Below are 19,457 nucleotides of genomic sequence, written 5' to 3'. Positions count from 1 at the left end.
AGATGACGGCGATGCGCGACGACAGCGGCGTCGTTGGTGATGCCCGCCAGGGGCGACAGGCTCAACGACAGAGCGCCATCACCGAGGCCGTGATGGCGGCCGGAGCGGTGCGCATCGAAGAACTCGCGACCCGCTTCGACATCAGCGTGATGACGGTTCACCGCGACCTCGACGAGCTCGAGGGGCGTGGGCTGCTACGCAAGAGTCGAGGCGTGGCGACCGCGCTGTCGTCGGCGCTGGTCGAGTCGAGCGACGTCTATCGTGCGTCGCGGCAGCTCGCCGAAAAAGAAGCCATTGCCCACGCCGCGCTCGACTTCATCGAGCCGGGGCAGGCAATCATGCTCGACGATTCCACGACAACGCTGCACCTGCTGCCGCACCTCTCGGCGAAGAAGCCGCTCACGGTGATCACTAACACCCTCACGATTATGGAGGAGCTGCGTTCGGCGAACGGCATCACGATGCTCGGGCTCGGCGGCCAGTACTACAACTGGTGCAGCGCCTACATGGGTCGCATTACGACGACGACGATCGAGAACCTGCGCGCCGACCTGCTCGTGATGTCGACGTCGGCGATCTCCGACGATGTGGCTTTCCACCAGACGCAAGAGACCGTCGACGTGAAGCGCGCGATGTTCGAGTCGTCGAGCCGCCGCATTCTGCTGGCGGATCACACGAAGTTTGAGCGCCGCGCGCTGCACGCGATGCTGCCCCTCTCGCAGTTCGACGCGGTGATCGTCGACACCGGCATCGACCCCGAACACCTGAAGCGTCTGCGCGACAAGGGCATCAACGTGGTGGTCGCGCGCCGCACCTCGCGCTAACCCCGCCCCGCCCCCCGCCCGCCCGCTCGCCCTGCTAGCGCCCCCGTTGAACGTACGCATATGTGCGTTATGAGCCCGTATACGGGCCATATGCGTTCGCTCAAGTGATGGGCGCGGGGGGCCCGAGCTCGACGCGGGGCCAGTTTTCCGTGTCTTTCAGGAGTTGCCGGTCGTGCGTGGACACCACTACCGAGGCGTTCGTCGCACCGAGCGCCTCGGTGAGTTCGTCGACGAGAGCGACCGATAGGTGGTTCGTCAGTTCGTCGAGCAGCAACACGTGAGGTCTTGCGGCGAGCAGCAATGCCAGGTCGAGCCTGCGTTGTTGTCCCATTGACAGCTCGCCGAAACGCTTACTCATCTCTCGCGGCCTCAGTAGGCCGAGCTGAGAGAGCCCGATCGCCTCCGATTCCCGGAGTGTGCCCGCTGCAAGAAGAGTGTTGACGTGCGCGGTGAACATCTCGATCGCGCGCTGCTCGACCGGCAAAGCGCTCTCCTGCTGTAACAACCCGATCCGGGTGCCGCGGGCGCTGCTCACTGAGCCCGTGTCGGGTTTGAGTGCACGAGCAGCAACGTTCAGCAGCGTCGACTTTCCTGCACCATTGAGGCCCGTAATCACGAGTCGACCGCGGTGCGAGAGCACGAAAGACACCGGGGTGCGCAACCGTCCGTCGACTATCACGTTGTCGACGGAGAGCAGGTCCGCTCCCGTGCGAGTGGCGAGGTCCGGAAAGCGGAACGCCTGGGGAGGTTCGGGCACGCTGACGGCGTGCGCGTCGAGCGCTTCTTGTCGCCGATGCACGTTCTGCACGAGGCCACCGGCGCGGGTGGCCCGACCGTGTTTGTTCGAGCCCTTCTCGGGGCGCCAGCCTGAAACCAGCCGGTTTTGTGCCGCGCTGAGACTCTCCTGTAAGCGGGACTGCTCCGCCCGCTGTTGGTCGTAGTCGCGCTGCCAGCGCTCGTATTCGGCCACGCGACCGGCGCGGTACCCGGAGTAGCCATCACCGTAGATTCTCGGGAGACCATCGTGTGTCGGGTCGAGGTCCACGATCGTTTCCGCGACATCGGCAAGCAGCGCGCGATCATGGCTGACAACGACGACGCCGCCCGATCGAGCGCGGAGCTGCGCTGCCAGAAAGTCGAGTCCACTGCGATCCAGGTGATTGGTCGGTTCGTCAAGCAGAAGGAAATCGTCGTCGGCCCCCAGCAGGCACGCGAGTCGCACTCGGTAGCGCTGCCCGACCGAGAGATCCGCGAGCAATCGCGTCGGCTCGGTCTCGGCGTGCAGTGATTCGAGTGCGATCTGTACGCGACGCCCCGCGTCCCAGGCGCCGAGTGCTTCGGCGTGCTCCAGTGCTCGGGCATAGTGATCATCGGCGTTGTCGAGGCGGTCAGCGAGGGCTTCGGCGGCTCGATCGAGCGTCGCCAATGCGGCGAGAGGCTGGGCGATCGACTCTGCGATCGCGTGCCCGACCGTCCGGCCTTCGGAAGCAGACATTTCTTGCTCGGCGACGCCAACGGTCCCGATCCCGTGCACGGTTCCAGTGGTGGGGGCAAGTGTGCCGGCGAGCACGTGGAGCAGGGTCGATTTGCCGCGCCCGTTTTCGCCAACGATAGCCAGGCGTGATTGCGGATTGATGACGAGACTGACGCCGGTAAGTACGGGGTTCGCGCCGCGAACGACGGAGACCTCTGAAACGGTGAGTTGCGCCCGATGGCGCGCGTGAATATGAGCGGTCTGGGAAGGCATGAGATTCCTTTGGCAGGGCGCGCCGTCGAAGTCGTGCGACGTTTGGGCGCGCGAAATAGCGGTGACCATGAGAGGTCAGAACAATCGGCCACCGCACACCCGGATTGACTCAACGGGCGCGGTAGGCCAACTCACCGCTACAGAAACAACAAATGCACACCCCCACCCTACCCGCCCCGCCCGCCCCTGCCCACCGCCCCGCAGAGTGCCCCGTCCGAACGTACGCAAATGTGCGTTATGAGCCCGTATAACGGCCATATGCGTTCGCTCGGCGAAGTTGGGTGAGGGGGTGAGGGGGGTGAGGGGGTGAGGGGTAGAGGGGAGAGGGGGCGGGTGGTTAGTGGCGGGCGCGACGCGACCCTTCGCGCCAGAGGAACCACGTTATGGCCGCGACCGCGACGAGTAATGCGCTCGCCCAGATCGGGGCGCGCTCGCCGCGGGTGTCGAGTGCGAGGCCTCCGATTAGCGGCCCGAGCACTGCGCCGATGTTCAGCGCGACCGTCGCGAACGAGCCGCCCAACGTCGGCGCCGCACGAGCGGCGGCCAGCAGGCGCGCGATGAGCGTGCTGCCGAGCGCGAACGACAGTGCGCCCTGCACGAACACGAGCGCCCACACGAGCCATTCGACATCGACAGCCAGCGCCAGCGTCGCCCACCCGGCGAGCAACACGGGCGAGGTCACCCCCAGCAGGCGTCGCCAGTGCGCGTCGCCAAGTCTGCCGGCGACCGCTACCCCGACGAACGCGCCCGCGCCGAAAACGGCGAGCAGCGCGGGCACCAGGCGATCCGGAACCCCGGCCGGGCCCGCCGCAATCACCGCAAGATAGGTGAACGTGCAGAACGTGGCCGCGTTGACCAGCACCGCCAGCAGCAGGAAACCGCGCAGGCTTGGTTCCCGTAGCGTCGCAAGCTCGCGGCGCACGCTGCCGACCGCGCGCGTTGCGTCCGCAGGCGCTGGGTCGCTGGGGGCCGCCAGAAACACCGCAACCAGGGCTGGCACACAGAGCAGTGCGATCGCCCCGATCGTGGATCGCCAACCCAGCGTTTCGCCCACGAGCCCGCCCGCGGGCACACCTGCGACGAGGGCGAGCGTCGTGCCGCCCAAAATGACGGCGAGTGCGCGGGTGTGCTGTGCGGCGGGGACGAGCCTCGTGACGGTCGCGAGGGTGACGGCGAGGAATCCAGCGTGCGCGAGCGCCGCGGCGATGCGAGTGGCGAGCAGCACGGCGAAGCTGTCGGTGACCGAACCCACCACGTGCGCGACGATGAACAGCGCGAGAAACGCGGTCAGGCTCCAGCGCGGTGACGCGCGGCGGGCAGCCGCGGCCATGAGCGGAGCGCCGATGACCATGCCGAGCGCGAAACCCGAGGTGAGCAGGCCCGCTTGGCCGAGCGGAACGTCCAGGTCAGCCGCAATTCCGGGGAGAATGCCGGCCAACACGAATTCAGAGGTGCCCTGCGCGAAGACCGCGAGGGCAAGAAGATAGAGCAATACGGGCATGGAAGTGCCTTCCGAAGTAGATACGACAGGTCGGGGGTGCGCGTGGCACAACCGGTGCTTCGAATACGCGTGCTCGGTCTCGCTGCTCGGTCTCGCTTCGTGCCGGATCGGCGCGGCGTAGGCCGTCAGTCGTGAGTGCGGGTATCTGGGCTACCGGAAGGCCGGTAGCCCCGCTCTGTCTGATTCGGGAGAACTCACGTGCTCAGCGTAGCAAGCGTGCTCATGGAACTACCCCGTCGCCGGCGCCGGGGCGTCGAGCGCGAGCTTCACTCCGATTGCGCCGAGCAGTGAGCCGGTCACCCATTTCTGCCACCGGGTCCAGCGGGGCCTCCGTTGCAGGAACGCCGCAATTGACCCGGCAGCGATGATGATGGCACCGTTGACGGCGACACCCACAGCGATCTGGATCGCGCCGAGCTGGAAGCCCTGGGCGACGACGCTGCCCGCGGCCGGGTTGATGAACTGCGGAATAATCGCGAGGTACAGAATCGCGACCTTCGGATTGAGCAGATTTGTCACGAGACCCATTCGAAAGAGCTTTCCAAAGGAATCGCGGGGCAGCTCATTCGTCTCGAACATCGACGTGCCACCGGGGCGCAGCGTCTTGTACGCCAGCCACAGGAGATAGACGGCGCCGAGCACCTTGAGCGCGATGAAGAGCCACGGCACGACGATAAACACGGCCGCCAGGCCGACGTTCGCCATCGTCATGTACACCACAAACCCCACAGCTGTGCCCGCCAGCGACATCATGCCTGCTCGCCACCCCTGGCTGATGCTTCGTGACACGAGATAGATCATGTTCGGACCCGGCGTGAGCGCCAGCCCGAGCTCGACGAGCGCGATACCGAGGGCGGCGGAGAGCGAAATCACTGGGCTCCTTCGGTGGGCTGCTTTGGCGGAGGTCTTGCATAGAGCGTAACCGGCCCCCTGTGCTCATTCGGCTGCTGAGCGCGGGAGCGAACCCGGCACAGGTCTGGTCGATTCGGAACTCGGTGGCCACCCGATCGTGCAGCTCGCCAATCGCGATCTCGACGGATCGGTGATCGAACCGCTCTATGAGGCGCTGCTGCTGCGCGCAGGCTACGATGTTTCTGCACCCGTGCTGCGAGATGGCCGGGGGCTGCTCGAATACGTGCGGGACGCTTCATTCCCGCACCAGCGTTCGCGAGAACGGCTGCTCGAACGGCTCCAGGAGATCGCGTCGGCGGCTGTCGAGTAGGGGAACTCGGCGCAGGGTGGCACAGGGGAGACGACGATGATTGCAATGGATGCCGACGACGTGTCGGCCATTCGGCAGCGCTTGCGCGTAGCTTCGGAAGACCTCGGCGAAGCCGTGCCGCAGCTTCCGGGTGCGGCCGCCTACGGGCCCGCGGTGCTGGGAAGCGCGGTCGCGTCCTTCGAATCGGCGCTGCGCCGCCGAGCTGAGCAACTCGGCACCCGATGGAGCGAACTCGACACGGGAGTGCAAGACACCCTCAAAGACATGGGCACGGTCGAAGACGAGATCGTCGCGGGACTCGGCAAATTCGGCGGCAACCTGGGCTCAGGCGACACCGGCAGGGCCGGTGGTCCCGGAGGGTCCATCCGGGCGAGCGGACCGCTCCAGTGACCGGTCGGCCGGAGCTGCTGCGGCAGGGCGCGCAGCGCCGCGGCGGCAGCTATTCGATCGGGTTCATTGCGGCGAAGCTGCGACCCTCCGACGCGGGCGGTGGTCTTGCAGCGCGCCTGGGTGTCGTGTGGGCCGACGGCCGCACCATCGTGGAGCTCGGATCGGGTGAGGGCGTGGCGCTGCCGGGCGGCGGCGAACTTCGCGTGATCGACATTTTCGTGAACCCCGACGGCACGCAGACAGCCGCCGCGATCGAGGTTACGGAGCCGGGAGCATGACGCGCGGGCGCCGGATCGCCGCGGTCGTGTGCGGGGTTGTTGCGTTGGCGGCCGTGGCGACCGTTGGCGTGCTCGGCTTCGCGGGAGTCACGCGCGTCGTAGCTGTTGGTGGGCAGACGCAGATATGCGGCGCGAAGGTCGGCGTATCAGCGGTCGAATCGGGCAAGTCGGTCAAATTGCTTGGCGTGGCTGATACGGCGCTCACGCCCGGCGACCGCGTCAGGGTGCACCCGCTCTGCGTCGTCGAGGTCGTCAGCATTGATGCTCCGGAGGTTGACGCATCGGAGGCTGATGCGTCTGCAAATATTGCATCCGCGGCAAGCGACGCCGGCGCCCCCGCTGACGGTGCGGGCGGTCGAGTGGAACTGAGGTGGCGACTGTGGTGAGCGAATTCGGAGATCCGACGGCGGTCGACGGGGCCGCGACGGCGCTGCGTCAAGGTGCTCGCGCCGCTGAAAATGCGCGAGCGCAGGCCGCGAAAGCTCGGCCCGAGCTGTGGCAGGGCGCAGCCGCCGAGGCGTACTCGGCGGCTGTCGACAAGACGCTGCCCGAGACTCTGAGCATTGCCGATGCGCTCGACGCTGCGTCTGGCACGCTGAGTCGCTATGCGGTCGTGCAGCGCGAGGCGCAATCGAGTTTCGCGGGAGCTCAGGCCGACTTCGACCACGCGACGAAGGCGCTGCGCGCCAACCCGCTCGATGTTCCGGCGGCACTGACCGTTGCGAAGGCGGGATTCGCGGCGCTCGGAGCGCAGGGCAAACTGCAGCAGGCCGCGGCAACCGCCGCCGAAGAGTTGCGTTCGGCGCTCGGCGAAGACGGTGACGCGCGCCCCTGGTGGGACCCCTTCGGCTGGTTCAACGACGAAGAAGACCCTGATGAGCACGTCTCCGACAACATTCTCGACGACGATTCGTTCGACCCGGACGACGTCGCGCAGGGCAGCATTGGCGACTGCTTCATGCTGAGCTCGATCGTGTCGCTGTTGAACTCCGACGAGGGCGATGAGTTTATTCGCGACCATGTGCGCTGGGACGCCGACAAGCAGGGCTACTGGGTGACGCTGTACTCCAACGGCGAACCAGAGGAGGTGTTTGTCGAGTACGTGTTCGACAATGGCGCAAAGCAGAGCGACTGGGACTGGTTCATTTTCAGTGGCGACAAGCCCTCCATTGCGGCCCTGTACGAGGCTGCGATGCGGCAAGAATACGGCTACGACTTTCTCGACGGTGGCCAGCCGTATGAGGCAATGGAGATCATTACTGGCCACGACACCGAGGTCGTTGCAAACAATGACTACAGCGGCCTCGACAGCGATCAGGTCGACGATTTACGCGAGGTCATCACCGACGGCGGTCAGGTCGTGCTGTCGTCACCTCGGAGCGGCGACCATCACATCACGGTCACCGACGCTGACGGCACGTCGCGCGAGGTGGAGGTCGTGACTGGGCACTCCTACGTCGTGACCCGCATCGATGCAAACGGTGACGTGTGGATGCGCAACCCGTGGGGCCCCGGTAACTCCGCTGACGGTGGTGGCGAGTTCCGCGTGAGCTCCGACGACGTCGCGGACCTGTTCTGGCGCGCGACGAGCACGAACATCACCGAGTAGCCACCGTGCGGGCGAAAAAGCGACACGCCCCGACCGAGAATGCAATGAGCTTGACCCGGCCCCAGCCAAGTGGTCGACTGGCCAGAGACGGCACGACGACCGTGCCACCGCAACAAAGGGGAACGACATGCGTTGGTGGACCGCGAAAGATGACGCGGACGAGGCGCCGAGTGCGACGGTGTCGACCCCGGGGTATATCCCCTGGGGCAATGGCGCGCGCATCAACCCGTTCACGTTCGGCCTGCTCGGCGCGCTCGGCGTGCTCGTGGCACTGCTCATCGGTTCCATCGTCGGGCAGCTTGGCACGGTATTCGTGTACGTCGGAGTTGCGCTCTTCCTGTCGCTCGGGCTTGACCCGATCGTTTCGCGGATTGAACGGAAGCTGCCGCGACCTGCAGCGGTTGCGGTGGTCGTCGGCGGGGTGATCCTCGCTTTCGCAGGGATCTTGCTCGCCATCGTGCCCGTACTCGTCAAGCAAATCACGAACCTCATTGACACCGCGCCCGACATGGTCGACGACATCACGCACAGCGATTGGTACGGCTGGCTGACCGACCAGTTCGGTACCAACTTCGATAGCGCCGTCTCTGGGGTGCTCGATTTCCTGCAGGATCCAACGAACCTCGGCGAGATCGGTGGCGGCATCGTCGCGGTCGGCGCCGGTATCGCGGGCGGCGTGACGGGGGTCATCATTGTGCTGATCCTGACCCTGTATTTCATGGCCTCGATGCGCGCGATGAAGCGGCTCGCGGTGCGGTTCGTGCCTGCCTACCACCGCCCGCGATTCCGCGAACTGCTCGAGGACGTCTCGGGTGCGGTCGGCCGCTACGTCATCGGGCAGGTGAGTCTCGCGCTCTGCAATGCTGTGCTGAGCCTGATCTTCCTCAGCATCATCGGTGCGCCGCTGCCGGCGCTGCTCGCGCTCATCGCGTTCGTCGGCTCACTGATTCCGCTCGTTGGCACGCTGTCCGCGTCGATCATTATCACGGCCGTCTGCCTCGTGAATTCGCCCACGACCGCGCTCATCGCGGGCATTTACTACCTCGTCTACATGCAGATCGAGGCGTACGTGCTGAGCCCGCGCATCATGAGCAAGGCGGTCGCGGTGCCGGGGTCGCTCGTGGTCATCGCGGCTGTCGGTGGTGGCGCGCTCGGCGGTATTTTGGGCGCGCTCGTCGCGATCCCGGTCGCCGCGAGCGTCATCATCATTGTGCAGAAGGTGGTGTTCCCGGCGCAGGATCTCAAGAAATTGCCGCCCGGCGAGCGCGCCGAGGCGGGAGTCGACGGGAACCCGCCAGCCGTCGAGGTGTGAGCGGGCGTCCTTCGCCCGGGTCGTTCAGGCGTCCTGGTTTGAGCGGCCGTAGGTTTCGAGCAGCCGCAGCCAGACCTCACTGATCGTCGGATACGACGGCACCGCGTGCCAGAGACGCTCGAGCGGCACCTCGCCGACGATCGCGACGGTGGCGGAGTGGATGAGCTCGTGCACGTCGGGGCCCACGAACGTAACGCCGACGAGCACGCCGCGATCCTCGTCAACGACCATGCGCGCTGTGCCCCGGTACCCGTCGGCGTGGAGGCTCGCACCCGCGACGTCGCCAATGGCGTAATCGACCACGCGGGTGGTGAGACCTGCTTGTTCCGCGGCGGCGGCAGTGAGGCCGACCGAGGCGACCGGTGGATCGGTGAACGTGACCTGCGGCACGGCCGCGTGATCCGCCGTCGCGACGTGGCGGCCCCAGGGAGCGTCGCGCAGTGGAGTGCCGTTTGCCCTGGCGGCGATCGCGTCGCCCGCCGCGCGGGCCTGGTACTTGCCCTGGTGCGTGAGGAGTGCGCGATGGTTCGCGTCACCGACCGCGTACAGCCAGTCGCCGGCGAGCGGCTTGCCATTGGCGCCCAGCACAAGCAGCGTGTCGTCGGTGGTCAGCCATGCCCCGGGGTCGAGGCCGATACTCTCGAGCCCGAGATCTGCCGTGCGGGGAACTCGACCGGTCGCGACGAGGATCTCGTCTGCCTCAAAGATGTCGCCCGTGTCCGTCGTGATGCGGACGGGGGTGGGAGTGGTCGTGTTGGTGTTCGTGTCTGTGTCTGTGTCTGTGTCTGTGTCGTTGCTCTCGCTGGCTCGTTCGACCCGTGTGGGGGAGGTATTGAGGCGCAGATCGACCCCGAGTTCACGGAGTGAGTCGCCGACGATTTCGCCCGCGAATGGTTCCTGGCCCGCGAGGAGTTCGTGGCGCACGAGCACGGTCACGGCCGAACCGAGCGTGGCGAACGCGGTGGCGAGTTCTGCCGCGATGACGCCTCCGCCGATGATGGCGAGACGCTTCGGGATCTCGGTCACGCTCGTCGCCTCGCGGTTTGTCCACGGGCGCGACTCGGCGAGACCCGGAATGTCGGGGAGCAGGGCGGCCGAGCCGGTCGCTACGACGACCGCGTGGCGGGCGCGGAATACGGCGGGGGAGTCGGTCGCGCTGCTTGCGCTGTCCGTGTTGGCCGCGCTGTCCGTGCTGTTCGCGCTCTCCGCGCTCTCCGTGCTCGAATGGACAGTGACCTCGCGTTCGCCCGAGATGACGCCGTGTCCGCGCACGAGATCGATGCCGGCGCTCGCGACCCACTCGGCCTGGCCCGAATCGTCCCAGTTGTGGGTGAATGAGTCGCGGCGACGAAGCACGGCGGCGGCGTCGACGCTGCCCGAGACGGCCTGTTTCGCGCCATCGAGACGCTGCGCTGCGCGCACCGCCTCGCCCGACCGCAGGAGCGCCTTCGAGGGCATGCACGCCCAGTACGAGCACTCGCCGCCGACGAGCTCCGCCTCCACGAGGGCGACAGAAAGTCCGCCCTGAACGGCGCGATCCGCGACATTCTCGCCGACGGGCCCGGCCCCGATCACGATGACGTCGTACTCCGTTGGCATGGTGCTCCTCTGTTCAATGAGTCTGCTCGATGTGTTCGCTCGACGCGGCGGTTCGATGCGGCGGCAGCGTGGGGTGCACATCGTGAAACCGCCAATGGCTCGGAGTCTATCTGGGGCATTGCGATCCGGCGCCCGGTGATCGATCGCCCGGATGGGGCTAGCGTGGGGGCATGTGCGCGAATATCATCACCCCTGAGTGGCGAGTCGAGGTGCTGGTCGATGGCTGCGAATGACTCCGTCGAATCGGTTGGCGGCATTGCCGGCGGTGCCGGCGTTGACGCCGCTGGCACGCCCGTGAATGTGGCCGCTGATGAGCCGATCGTGTTCGCTGACGCCGCGGCGTGGCGCGAGTGGCTTGAGGCGAACGAGCACACGTCTGACGGCGTGTGGCTGATGCTCGCGAAGAAGGGGACCTCGCAGCCGACCTCGCTGATGTACCAGGAGGCGCTCGAGATCGCGCTCTGCAGCGGGTGGATCGACGGTCAGCGCAAGTCGTATGACGCCGGCACATTTCGGCAACGGTACACGCCGCGCCGCGCCCGCTCGATCTGGTCGCAGCGCAACGTCGAGATCATCGCGCGGCTCGAGGCGGACGGTCTACTGCGCGAGCGCGGCCTCAGCGAGGTGAATCGCGCCAAGGCTGATGGTCGGTGGGACCGGGCGTACGCGGGGCCCGCGGGAGCCGAGGTTCCTGCCGAGCTTGCAGAGGCGTTTGCGGCGGCCCCCGCGGCGCTCGCAGCCTTCGAGGGCCTCAACCGCACGGCGCGATACAGCGCGCTGCACCCGATCATCTCCGCTGTGAAACCAGAAACCCGAGCCAAGCGCGCAGCGCAGCTGGTCGCCCGGCTCACTCACCGACCCGTCCCTGGAGGCGACAAAAACTCCGCCTAAGAAGCCGTTTTAGGCGGAGTTTCTGTCGCCTCCAGCATGGTTTGGCCAGCATGGTTTGGCCAGCGCGGATCTGGCCAGCGCGGATCTGGCCAGCGCGGATCTGGCTGGCGCCCGCGCGCCCTACTGCACCGACCAGCCGCCGTCCGAGGCGAGGATCGCGCCGTTGATGTTCACCGCGTCGTCCGATAGCAGGAACGTGATCGATGCGGCGAGGTGCTCGGCAGTCGCGAGCGACGGGATGGCCATCTGGAACGGAGTGAGGCGAGCGGATCCGGATTCCGACATGTTCGGGGGCATCGGGATCCCGGTCGCCACCCCGCCCGGAGCCACCGCGTTTACTCGGATACCCTTCTGGCCGTACATGAACGCAGCCGACTTCGTGACGCCGACGATGCCGTGCTTGCTCGCCGTGTAGGCATTGCCAGACGCGTTGCCGCGGAGAGCGGCCTCGCTTGCGACGTTTAGGATCGCACCTCGACCGGCCGCTTCCATCGCCGGGAGTACCGCGCGCATCAGCTTGAACGGTGCCGTGAGGTTGATCGCGATGACGCGATCCCAGACGGCGTCGGGGGTTTCTCCGGCGGGGGAGAAGTCGTCGTTGATGCCGGCGACGTTCGCCAGGCCGTCGATCGTGTCGCCCGCTGCTGCGACAACCTTGTCGATCGCTGCCTGCTCGGTGAGGTTTCCGGCGACGGTGACGATGTCGGTGTCGGGCAACTCGGCGCGCATGGCCTCGAGTTTTTCGGCGGCGATGTCGCACGCGATGACGCGCCCGCCCTCGCGCGCAATGCGCGACGCGGTGGCCTTGCCGATACCCGATGCTGCGCCCGTCACGATGATCGTCTTGCCCGAGAAGCGTCCGGCGGTGATGCGCTCGGTCCAGCCGGTTGCCGGCGCCTCGTCGGGGATCTCGCCACCGTTTGCCGCGCGCACGAGATCGTCGACGACCGACTGCGGCATCGCGCCCTGACTCAGGGTCACGAGCTGTTGCAGGGGGAGGCCGAGGACGGGAGTGAGTGATTCGGGATCGGCGCCCGACTGCGCGAGTAGCCCGCGCACGAGGTCTCCGCCGGTTTCGTCGGCGAGCCAATCGCCAATGGTGGATTGTGCTGTGAGTGCCATGGTGTCTCCTTGGTTCGGAGCGGGCGCGGGGAGTCGGCGGAAAGCCGAGCGAACCGTATTTCGCAACGGTGCGTCCACTTATGATTTACAGTACACCCGGGTACCCTGAATCCGTGCCGAGACCTCGCAGTGAATCCGCCCGCCAGGCAGTGCTCGCCGCGATGCGCAGTGCTGTCGTCGGCGAGGGCTACGAAGCGCTCACTATCGAGGGGCTCGCGGCCGAGGCTGGCGTATCGAAACAGACGATTTACCGCTGGTGGCCGACGAAGGCCGCGATCTTGGGCGAGGCGCTGGTCGAGGGCGCGCTGCCGCAGGCGATTCCGGATCCGCCCACCGCCGAGCAACCTGCCGCCGATCAGCCTGCTCCCGACCTCGCAACCGAACTCGTCAACTGGCTCACCGGGTCAGCGCAGCAGCTCGGTCGCGCCGAGGGGCTCGGAGTGGCGCGCGCGCTCATCGCGGTGACGGCCTCGGATCCGGAGGTCGGCGCCGCGCTCAACGAGCGGCTTGCGGCACCGGTCCGCGAATGGGTGCAGCAGCGCGTCGAACTCGCGACCGCGCGCGGCGAGGTGCGGGAGGGGGTCGACGCGATCCTGCTCGCCGATCACCTCATCGCGTTCACCGCCTACGCCGCGCTCACGGGCGCCCCGCAAACGGAGTCCCGCATCCGAGCGACGGTCACCCTCCTCCTCACCGGAATCACCTAGGCCCCCCCCGGCCCCCCGGCCCCCCGGCCCTCTGGAAGCGACAGAAACTCCGCTTCTCAGCCCGTTTTAGGCGGAGTTTCTGTCGCCTCCAGAAGCGAACGCAGGGGGAGCGCGGGCGGGAACCCCGGCGACGGGTGGGGAGTGAATATCCTGGAGCCAGCGGGCGAGGGCGGGCGGGGCGCCAGCACGAGTCAGAGTACGAGCGAGAACAGGAGCCGGGGATGTCGAGACGGGGGCGATTGCGCGTGCTGCTCGGCGCCGCCCCGGGAGTCGGCAAGACGTTCGCCATGCTCGAGGAAGCGCGCCGCATGCGCGCCGAGGGCGCAGACATCGTCATCGCGCATCTCGACACCCACGGCCGCACCGCGACCGCGGCGATGGCGGCGGGGTTGCCGAGGATCGATCCGGATCGGGCCGCGCGCACGCGAGACCCTGACCGTGCCACCGGCACCGGCACCCTCGACGTGGCCGCCGTGCTCGCGCGTCACCCCGCAGTCGCGCTCGTCGACGAACTTGCCCACACGAACGCGCCGGGCAGCGCGCACGAACAGCGCTGGCAAGACGTTGAGGAACTGCTCGCCGCTGGCATCGACGTCATTTCAACGCTGAACATTCAGCACATCGAGTCGCTAAACGATGTCGTCGAGCAGATTACCGGCGTGCCCCAGCACGAGACCGTGCCCGACCAGTTCTTGCGTCGCGCCGACCAAATCGAGGTCATCGACCTCACGCCGCAGGCCCTCCGGGACCGCCTCGCCGGAGGGGCCGTCTACCCCGCCGAGCGCGTTGACGCGGCGCTCTCAAACTACTTCCGCATCGGCAATCTCACGGCGCTCCGCGAACTTGCGCTGCTGTGGCTCGCCGATGAGGTTGACCAGGCACTCAAGGGCTACCGTGCCGAGCACGGCATTCGCCGCACCTGGGAGGCTCGGGAGCGCGTGGTCGTCGCGCTCACGGGTGGGGCGGAGGGTGAGACGCTGCTCCGACGCGGGGCGAGGATCGCGGCGCGCTCTGCCGGCGGCGAGCTCTTGGCGGTGCACGTATCGAGTTCCGACGGTGTCCGCAGCGATCATCCGGCGGCCCTCACCCAGCAGCGCGCGCTCGTCGAGAAGCTCGGCGGGAGTTATCACCAGGTGATCGGCGACGACGTGCCCGCGGCGCTCGTCGAGTTCGCGCGGTCGGCAAATGCGACTCAACTCGTGCTGGGGGCCAGCAGACGTGGGCGCCTAGTCGCCGCCCTCACGGGCCCCGGGATCGGCGCGACCGTGGTGCGCGAGTCTGGCGACATCGACGTGCACATGGTCAATCATGCCGAGGGTGCGCGTCACTTCGCGTTGCCGCGGCGAACGGGCGCGCTCACGGTCAAGCGGCGTCTGCTCGGCTTCGCACTCGCGCTCGTCGGCGGTCCGCTGGTGACGTGGTTGCTCTCGACATTCCGCAGCGATGACTCAATCACGAGCGATGTATTGAGCTATCAGTTGCTCGTCGTGCTGGTCGCCCTCGTCGGCGGAGTCTGGCCCGCCCTGTTTGCTGCCGTGCTCTCGGGGCTCACGCTGGACTTCTTCTTCATAGAGCCGCTGCACACTGTCCACGTCAGCGAGCCCCTCCACTTGGTTGCCGTCGCGCTCTACGTGGTGATCGCGGTGCTTGTAAGCCTGATCGTTGACCGCGCGGCGCGATACACGCGCGCGGCGCGGAGGTCGGCGGCAGAGTCCGAGCTGATCCAGACCATCGCCGGGAGCGTGCTGCGCGGCGATGACGCGCTGCAGGCGCTCGTGGAACGCACCCGTGAGGCGTTCGGGCTGCGGGGTGCACGGCTCGTGGACGCGGGCGGGACGGTGCTGGCTGCGGCGGGGGAGGCGGTGCCGGGAGCGGCTGCTGGTGCTGGCACTGGCGCTGGCACTGGCACCGGCGACGGCACTGGCACCGTTATCGACGTCGGCGACGGCGTCACGCTCGAACTTACCGGGGCTGAGCTCGCGGTATCCGAGCGGCGGCTCCTCACCGTGGTCGCGTCTCAGCTGGCGGCCGTGCTTGAGCACCGGCGGCTCGAACTCACGGCCCGTGAAATCGAGCCGATCGCCGCGTCCGACCGCGTGCGCGGAGCGCTGCTCTCGGCGCTGAGTCACGATCTGCGTCGCCCGCTCGCCGCCGCGACCGCAGCAGTGGGCGGATTGCGCGCCGCGGGCATCACGATGAGCGCGGATGATCGGGGGGAACTGCTCGACACCGCGTCAGAGAGCCTTGAGGCGCTCGCAACGCTCGTGACCGACCTGCTCGACGTCACTCGCATTCAGGCTGGAGCGCTGTCGATCCGCGTGACGCCGACCGACCCCGAGGCGGTCATCGCCGCCGCACTTGATGAGCTCGCGCTCGGCCCCACCGACGTGTCTCTCGCCCTGCAGCACGGGGACGCGCTGGTGCAGGCGGATCCGGTGCTGCTGCAGCGCGTCATCGTCAATTTGCTCGCGAACGCCTCGCGATTCACCCCCGCAGGAGCCCGCGTGCTCGTGACCACGAGCACCTTCGCCGACCGGCTTGAGGTGCGCATCGTGGATCACGGCCCCGGCATCCCCGCCGAAAAGTATGACGACATCTTCGTACCCTTCCAAAGGCTCGGCGACACCGACAACACGACGGGGCTCGGGCTCGGCCTCGCGCTCTCGCGCGGCTTCGTCGAGACGATGCACGGTACGCTGCGACCCGAAGACACCCCCGGCGGCGGGCTCACCATGGTGGTGTCGCTGCCGACCGCGGCGGGTGATCCGGCGCTGGATCACCACCCCGACCTTGGGCCGTCCGTGACGATTGCCAGAGAGGCACACTGATGAAGATCCTCATCGCCGACGACGATCCCCAGATCTTGCGCGCGCTGCGCATCACGCTCACCGCGAAGGGGTACGACGTGATCGTGGCTGGCGACGGCGCGCAGGCGATTGCCGCGGCGATCGATCATCGGCCCGATCTGTTCGTGCTCGACCTCGGCATGCCGGCGCTCAACGGGCTCGAGGTGATCGAGGCGGTGCGTGGCTGGTCGCAGGCGCCGATTCTCGTCGTGTCGGGGAGAACGGGTGCCGCCGACAAGGTCGATGCGCTCGACGCGGGTGCCGACGACTACGTGACGAAGCCGTTCGCGATCGACGAGTTGCTCGCGCGCATTCGCGCCCTCGCTCGGCGGGTGGTGCGCGGCGAGGCGGAGCCTGTCGTGCGACTCGGCGACGTGACGATTGATCTTGCGGCGCGCAGCGTGGTGCGGGCGACGCCAGAGGGGGAGCAGCAGATTCGCCTCACGCCGACCGAGTGGCAGGTGATGGACTTGTTGATTCGCAACCCCGGCCGGCTCGTGACACGCCAGATGTTGCTGACCACGATCTGGGGCTCGGAGCACATCGAAGACACCGGATACCTGCGCCTCTACCTGTCGCAGCTGCGCAAAAAGATCGAGCGGGATCCGGCCAACCCCGTCCATCTCATCACCGAGGCCGGCATGGGCTACCGCCTGGAGCGCGTCACGGCGTAGCCGCGCGCCCGGCGGGGCGGGGCGCTGAGCGCCCTCCTGAGCGCCCGCGCGCCCTCCCGAGCGCTCGCGCGCCCTCTCGAGCGAGGTAACTATTAGGGGGTGTTGTGGTCGCGACACCCCCGACAAGTTGCCCCGCTCGGCGGTGCGCGCCGACGTGGGCGCGAACGCCAGCGCCAGCGGCCGTCCTAACCCCGCCAGTAGTAAGTTTTGCCAAGTAGCGGTACTTAGTGTTACCTTGTACCGGTAGCTAGTAACACTGAGAAGCTTGGAGGCCGTCCATGGCCACACAGATGACCGAGATGCTGAAGGGCACGCTCGAGGGCATTGTGCTCGCGATCCTCGCCGAACAGTCGGCATACGGATATGAGATCACGACGTCGCTTCGGGATCGCGGCTTCGCCGACCTCGCGGAGGGCACGATCTACGCGCTGCTCGTGCGTATTGAGCAGCGGGGGCTTGTCACCGTTGAAAAGGTCCCGTCTGAAAAGGGCCCGCCGCGAAAGGTCTACTCGCTCAATGCGGCCGGCCGCGAACGCCTCGCAGAGTTCTGGGAGTCCTGGAACTTTCTCGCCACACACATCGAGGGGCTGCGCCCCGGCGCAGCGCCCGCACCCCACACGAACGAAGGAACCGAATCATGACCGCCAAATGGATCGAAACCATCACCGGATCGCTCGACGAAAAGAAGCAGTACAAGGCCGCGACCGCTCGCATCGACGCGCTGCCCGAGCCCTACGCGACCGCTGCGAAGGCGCTCAGCCGCTACTTCACCTACTACGGCTTCGTCACCGACGGTGCCACGCTCGTGCAGATGCTCGTCGACCACGCCGACCTCTGGGAACGCGCGGCCGTCGACGGCACACCGGTGCGCGACATCATCGGCGAAGACCCGGTCGAGTTCGCCGAGACCTTCGTCGCCGCCTACGCAGGCCGTCAATGGATCGATAAGGAGCGCGCCCGTCTCATCAAGGCGATCTCCGAGGCCGAGGCGCAATCGACGGGCGGTGGCGCATCATGAGCTCGCAGCCCCCGGCACTCAAAGTGCGCGGGATCGCGAAGTCCTTTGGCGACACCGCCGTCCTCCGCGGAGTCGACTTCGACGTGACGTCCGGCACGATCTTCGCGCTGCTGGGATCGAACGGGGCGGGCAAGACCACGCTGATCCGGATCCTCTCGACGCTGTTGCCCCCGGATGAAGGCAAGGCGACCGTGCTTGACCACGATGTCGTCGCGAACCCGGCCACGGTGCGCGGAGTTATCAGTCTCACCGGTCAGTTTGCCGCTGTCGATGAGGTGCTGACCGGCCGCGAGAATCTTCGTCTCGTCGCGCGACTGCGCCACGTCGACCGACCGGGAGACGTCGCTGACGCAATGCTCGACCGCTTCTCACTCAGCGAAGCGGGCGACCGGCGCGCGGGGGAGTACTCGGGAGGCATGCGCCGACGGCTCGACATCGCGATGAGCCTTGTGGGGGATCCGCCGATCCTCTTTCTCGACGAGCCGACGACCGGACTCGATCCGCAATCACGCATCGAAGTGTGGAATCTCGTGCGCTCGCTCGCTGCGGGCGGCACCACTGTGCTGCTGACGACCCAGTATCTCGACGAGGCCGAACACCTCGCTGATCGCATCGCAATCCTGCACGAGGGGCGCATCGTCCAGGAGGGCACTCTGTCCGAACTGCAACGTCTGCTGCCGCGGCGTGAACCCGTGCTGGTTGAACCGCAGCCCACGCTCGAAGACATCTTCCTGACGCTCATCGGGCACGAGGAAGGTTCCGCCGCTGCTGCTACGGCCGCCGCTGCGGCGGCCGCCGCCGAGAGAGAGGCACTCCGATGACCGCGCTGTTCATCCCCGACACTGGTGTGCTGACTGGCCGCTCACTGCGGCACATCCTGCGCAGCCCCGACACGATCATCACCACGGTGGTCACGCCGGTGGCGCTCATGCTGCTGTTCGTATACGTGCTCGGTGGGGCAATTCGTACTGGGAGCGACGGTGCATATATCAATTACCTGCTGCCCGGGATCCTGTTGATCACCGTCGCGTCTGGCGTCGCATACACCGCGTACCGTCTCTTCCTCGATCGGCAGAGTGGCATCTACGAGAGATTCCGGTCGATGCCGATCGCTCGCGCCAGCGCGCTCTGGGCACACGTGTTGACGTCGCTCGTAGCGAATCTCGTTTCGGTCGCCGTGGTTGTTGGCGTTGGCCTGATCATGGGATTCCGCACGGACGCTTCGGTGGGGGCGTGGCTCGCCGTCGTTGGCATCATCGCGCTCTTCACGCTCTCCCTGACGTGGATCGCAGTCGTTGCCGGGCTCGCAGCCAAGACCGTCGACGGAGCGAGCGCGTTCAGCTACCCGCTCATCTTTCTCCCGTTTATCAGTTCGGCGTTCGTGCCAACGGATTCGATGCCGGGACCGGTGAAGTGGTTCGCCGAGCATCAGCCGGTGACGGCGGTGGTCGACACGATCCGCGCCCTCTTCGAGGGTGAACCGGTCGGCAACGAGATCTGGGTGGCGCTGGCCTGGCTGGTCGGCATCCTGGCGCTCGCCGCGGGCGGCGCGATCCTGATGGCGAGACGCCGGGGGTAGTGACCCGGGGCCCGGCCCCGGCGCCCCGCCCCCCCCGGCCCCCCGGCCGAACCCCGGGGGCGGGGGAAAAACGGCGGGAGAAAAGATGTATATGGGGGCAAGGTGTGGGGCGAGGGTGGCTGGGGGGGGGGTGCCCGG

Annotated in this window: 20 protein-coding genes; 15 read left to right on the top strand and 5 right to left on the bottom strand. The window is 67.3% G+C overall.

The genetic code is table 11. The features are described from left to right. Positions 1–2 precede the first annotated feature (2 nt). The gene (locus ACFWHR_RS10055) at positions 3–824 is read left to right on the top strand and encodes a DeoR/GlpR family DNA-binding transcription regulator (protein ID WP_382448169.1); all 822 of its coding nucleotides are present in this window, start codon (positions 3–5) and stop codon (positions 822–824) included. A gap of 100 nt (positions 825–924) precedes the next feature. On the opposite strand, the gene ACFWHR_RS10050 is transcribed toward ACFWHR_RS10055, so the two are convergent. From ACFWHR_RS10050 to ACFWHR_RS10040, 3 genes are all read right to left on the bottom strand, one after another. After that, the gene (locus ACFWHR_RS10050) at positions 925–2,571 is read right to left on the bottom strand and encodes an ATP-binding cassette domain-containing protein (RefSeq protein ID WP_382448168.1); all 1,647 of its coding nucleotides are present in this window, start codon (positions 2,569–2,571) and stop codon (positions 925–927) included. A 337-nt stretch (positions 2,572–2,908) separates the two neighbouring features. Then, positions 2,909–4,072, bottom strand: a complete 1,164-nt coding sequence (locus ACFWHR_RS10045; RefSeq protein ID WP_382448167.1) for a Cmx/CmrA family chloramphenicol efflux MFS transporter — start codon at positions 4,070–4,072, stop codon at positions 2,909–2,911. A gap of 228 nt (positions 4,073–4,300) precedes the next feature. Beyond that, complete coding sequence (locus ACFWHR_RS10040; protein WP_382448166.1) at positions 4,301–4,945, bottom strand: LysE family translocator; 645 nt, start codon at positions 4,943–4,945, stop codon at positions 4,301–4,303. A 136-nt stretch (positions 4,946–5,081) separates the two neighbouring features. Between ACFWHR_RS10040 and ACFWHR_RS10035 the strand changes: the two genes are divergently transcribed. The 6 genes from ACFWHR_RS10035 to ACFWHR_RS10010 all read left to right on the top strand — a co-directional run bounded on the left by ACFWHR_RS10035 (position 5,082) and on the right by ACFWHR_RS10010 (position 8,883). Next, on the top strand, positions 5,082–5,294 hold the full coding sequence (locus ACFWHR_RS10035; protein WP_382448165.1) for a hypothetical protein: 213 nt from the start codon (positions 5,082–5,084) through the stop codon (positions 5,292–5,294). A 36-nt stretch (positions 5,295–5,330) separates the two neighbouring features. Beyond that, complete coding sequence (locus tag ACFWHR_RS10030) at positions 5,331–5,684, top strand: hypothetical protein (RefSeq protein ID WP_382448164.1); 354 nt, start codon at positions 5,331–5,333, stop codon at positions 5,682–5,684. Continuing rightward, positions 5,681–5,962, top strand: a complete 282-nt coding sequence (locus ACFWHR_RS10025; RefSeq protein WP_382448163.1) for a hypothetical protein — start codon at positions 5,681–5,683, stop codon at positions 5,960–5,962. Before ACFWHR_RS10030 ends, ACFWHR_RS10025 begins: the two co-directional genes overlap by 4 nt. Next, positions 5,959–6,348 (top strand): hypothetical protein, encoded by a 390-nt coding sequence (locus ACFWHR_RS10020; protein ID WP_382448162.1) that lies wholly within the window; start codon positions 5,959–5,961, stop codon positions 6,346–6,348. Before ACFWHR_RS10025 ends, ACFWHR_RS10020 begins: the two co-directional genes overlap by 4 nt. Then, positions 6,345–7,571, top strand: coding sequence for a C2 family cysteine protease (locus ACFWHR_RS10015; RefSeq protein WP_382448161.1), 1,227 nt, complete (start codon positions 6,345–6,347; stop codon positions 7,569–7,571). The genes ACFWHR_RS10020 and ACFWHR_RS10015 overlap by 4 nt, the downstream gene beginning before the upstream one ends. Before the next feature lie 127 nt (positions 7,572–7,698). Next, complete coding sequence (locus ACFWHR_RS10010) at positions 7,699–8,883, top strand: AI-2E family transporter (protein WP_382448160.1); 1,185 nt, start codon at positions 7,699–7,701, stop codon at positions 8,881–8,883. Between the two features lie 24 nt (positions 8,884–8,907). On the opposite strand, the gene ACFWHR_RS10005 is transcribed toward ACFWHR_RS10010, so the two are convergent. Next, positions 8,908–10,482 carry a dihydrolipoyl dehydrogenase family protein gene (locus tag ACFWHR_RS10005; protein WP_382448159.1) on the bottom strand — a complete coding sequence of 525 codons (1,575 nt, stop codon included), beginning with the start codon at positions 10,480–10,482 and terminating at the stop codon, positions 8,908–8,910. 219 nt (positions 10,483–10,701) lie between these two features. On the opposite strand from ACFWHR_RS10005, the gene ACFWHR_RS10000 reads away from it, so the two are divergent. Next, entirely contained in the window at positions 10,702–11,373 is a 672-nt protein-coding gene (locus ACFWHR_RS10000) for a YdeI family protein (RefSeq protein ID WP_382448158.1), read from the top strand. Between the two features lie 120 nt (positions 11,374–11,493). Here ACFWHR_RS10000 and ACFWHR_RS09995 read toward each other — a convergent pair whose 3' ends face one another. Beyond that, positions 11,494–12,495: an SDR family NAD(P)-dependent oxidoreductase gene (locus ACFWHR_RS09995; RefSeq protein WP_382448157.1), complete on the bottom strand. Its 1,002-nt coding sequence runs from the start codon at positions 12,493–12,495 to the stop codon at positions 11,494–11,496. A 113-nt stretch (positions 12,496–12,608) separates the two neighbouring features. Between ACFWHR_RS09995 and ACFWHR_RS09990 the strand changes: the two genes are divergently transcribed. From ACFWHR_RS09990 to ACFWHR_RS09960, 7 genes are all read left to right on the top strand, one after another. After that, positions 12,609–13,202, top strand: a complete 594-nt coding sequence (locus ACFWHR_RS09990) for a TetR/AcrR family transcriptional regulator (RefSeq protein ID WP_382448156.1) — start codon at positions 12,609–12,611, stop codon at positions 13,200–13,202. A 221-nt stretch (positions 13,203–13,423) separates the two neighbouring features. Then, the gene (locus tag ACFWHR_RS09985) at positions 13,424–16,030 is read left to right on the top strand and encodes a DUF4118 domain-containing protein (protein WP_382448155.1); all 2,607 of its coding nucleotides are present in this window, start codon (positions 13,424–13,426) and stop codon (positions 16,028–16,030) included. Then, the gene (locus ACFWHR_RS09980; protein ID WP_382448154.1) at positions 16,030–16,722 is read left to right on the top strand and encodes a response regulator; all 693 of its coding nucleotides are present in this window, start codon (positions 16,030–16,032) and stop codon (positions 16,720–16,722) included. The genes ACFWHR_RS09985 and ACFWHR_RS09980 overlap by 1 nt, the downstream gene beginning before the upstream one ends. Positions 16,723–17,000: 278 nt before the next feature. Next, entirely contained in the window at positions 17,001–17,363 is a 363-nt protein-coding gene (locus ACFWHR_RS09975; protein ID WP_382448153.1) for a PadR family transcriptional regulator, read from the top strand. Continuing rightward, entirely contained in the window at positions 17,360–17,740 is a 381-nt protein-coding gene (locus ACFWHR_RS09970) for a DUF1048 domain-containing protein (RefSeq protein ID WP_382448152.1), read from the top strand. Before ACFWHR_RS09975 ends, ACFWHR_RS09970 begins: the two co-directional genes overlap by 4 nt. After that, a complete protein-coding gene (locus ACFWHR_RS09965) occupies positions 17,737–18,561 on the top strand; it encodes an ABC transporter ATP-binding protein (protein ID WP_382448151.1) in 825 nt (274 codons plus the stop codon). The genes ACFWHR_RS09970 and ACFWHR_RS09965 overlap by 4 nt, the downstream gene beginning before the upstream one ends. Further along, positions 18,558–19,319, top strand: coding sequence for an ABC transporter permease (locus ACFWHR_RS09960; RefSeq protein ID WP_382448150.1), 762 nt, complete (start codon positions 18,558–18,560; stop codon positions 19,317–19,319). The genes ACFWHR_RS09965 and ACFWHR_RS09960 overlap by 4 nt, the downstream gene beginning before the upstream one ends. Positions 19,320–19,457: the final 138 nt, after the last annotated feature.

Origin of the sequence: Leucobacter sp. NPDC058333 (assembly GCF_042726155.1) — a bacterium.
Lineage (GTDB): Bacteria > Actinomycetota > Actinomycetes > Actinomycetales > Microbacteriaceae > Leucobacter.
Note: the sequence above shows the minus strand (reverse complement) of the source record. Positions and strands in the feature narration are given on the sequence as shown.

Excerpts from the sequence above, each read along its gene's own strand:
- ACFWHR_RS10045 (WP_382448167.1), bottom strand. The coding sequence starts at position 4,072 with ATGCCCGTATTGCTCTATCTTCTTGCCCTCGCGGTCTTCGCGCAGGGC.
- ACFWHR_RS09985 (WP_382448155.1), top strand. The coding sequence starts at position 13,424 with ATGTCGAGACGGGGGCGATTGCGCGTGCTGCTCGGCGCCGCCCCGGGA.
- ACFWHR_RS09970 (WP_382448152.1), top strand. The coding sequence starts at position 17,360 with ATGACCGCCAAATGGATCGAAACCATCACCGGATCGCTCGACGAAAAG.
- ACFWHR_RS10030 (WP_382448164.1), top strand. The coding sequence starts at position 5,331 with ATGATTGCAATGGATGCCGACGACGTGTCGGCCATTCGGCAGCGCTTG.
- ACFWHR_RS09960 (WP_382448150.1), top strand. The coding sequence starts at position 18,558 with ATGACCGCGCTGTTCATCCCCGACACTGGTGTGCTGACTGGCCGCTCA.
- ACFWHR_RS09965 (WP_382448151.1), top strand. The coding sequence starts at position 17,737 with ATGAGCTCGCAGCCCCCGGCACTCAAAGTGCGCGGGATCGCGAAGTCC.
- ACFWHR_RS10055 (WP_382448169.1), top strand. The coding sequence starts at position 3 with ATGACGGCGATGCGCGACGACAGCGGCGTCGTTGGTGATGCCCGCCAG.
- ACFWHR_RS10050 (WP_382448168.1), bottom strand. The coding sequence starts at position 2,571 with ATGCCTTCCCAGACCGCTCATATTCACGCGCGCCATCGGGCGCAACTC.
- ACFWHR_RS10020 (WP_382448162.1), top strand. The coding sequence starts at position 5,959 with ATGACGCGCGGGCGCCGGATCGCCGCGGTCGTGTGCGGGGTTGTTGCG.
- ACFWHR_RS10005 (WP_382448159.1), bottom strand. The coding sequence starts at position 10,482 with ATGCCAACGGAGTACGACGTCATCGTGATCGGGGCCGGGCCCGTCGGC.
- ACFWHR_RS09975 (WP_382448153.1), top strand. The coding sequence starts at position 17,001 with ATGGCCACACAGATGACCGAGATGCTGAAGGGCACGCTCGAGGGCATT.
- ACFWHR_RS09980 (WP_382448154.1), top strand. The coding sequence starts at position 16,030 with ATGAAGATCCTCATCGCCGACGACGATCCCCAGATCTTGCGCGCGCTG.
- ACFWHR_RS09995 (WP_382448157.1), bottom strand. The coding sequence starts at position 12,495 with ATGGCACTCACAGCACAATCCACCATTGGCGATTGGCTCGCCGACGAA.
- ACFWHR_RS10000 (WP_382448158.1), top strand. The coding sequence starts at position 10,702 with ATGGCTGCGAATGACTCCGTCGAATCGGTTGGCGGCATTGCCGGCGGT.
- ACFWHR_RS10010 (WP_382448160.1), top strand. The coding sequence starts at position 7,699 with ATGCGTTGGTGGACCGCGAAAGATGACGCGGACGAGGCGCCGAGTGCG.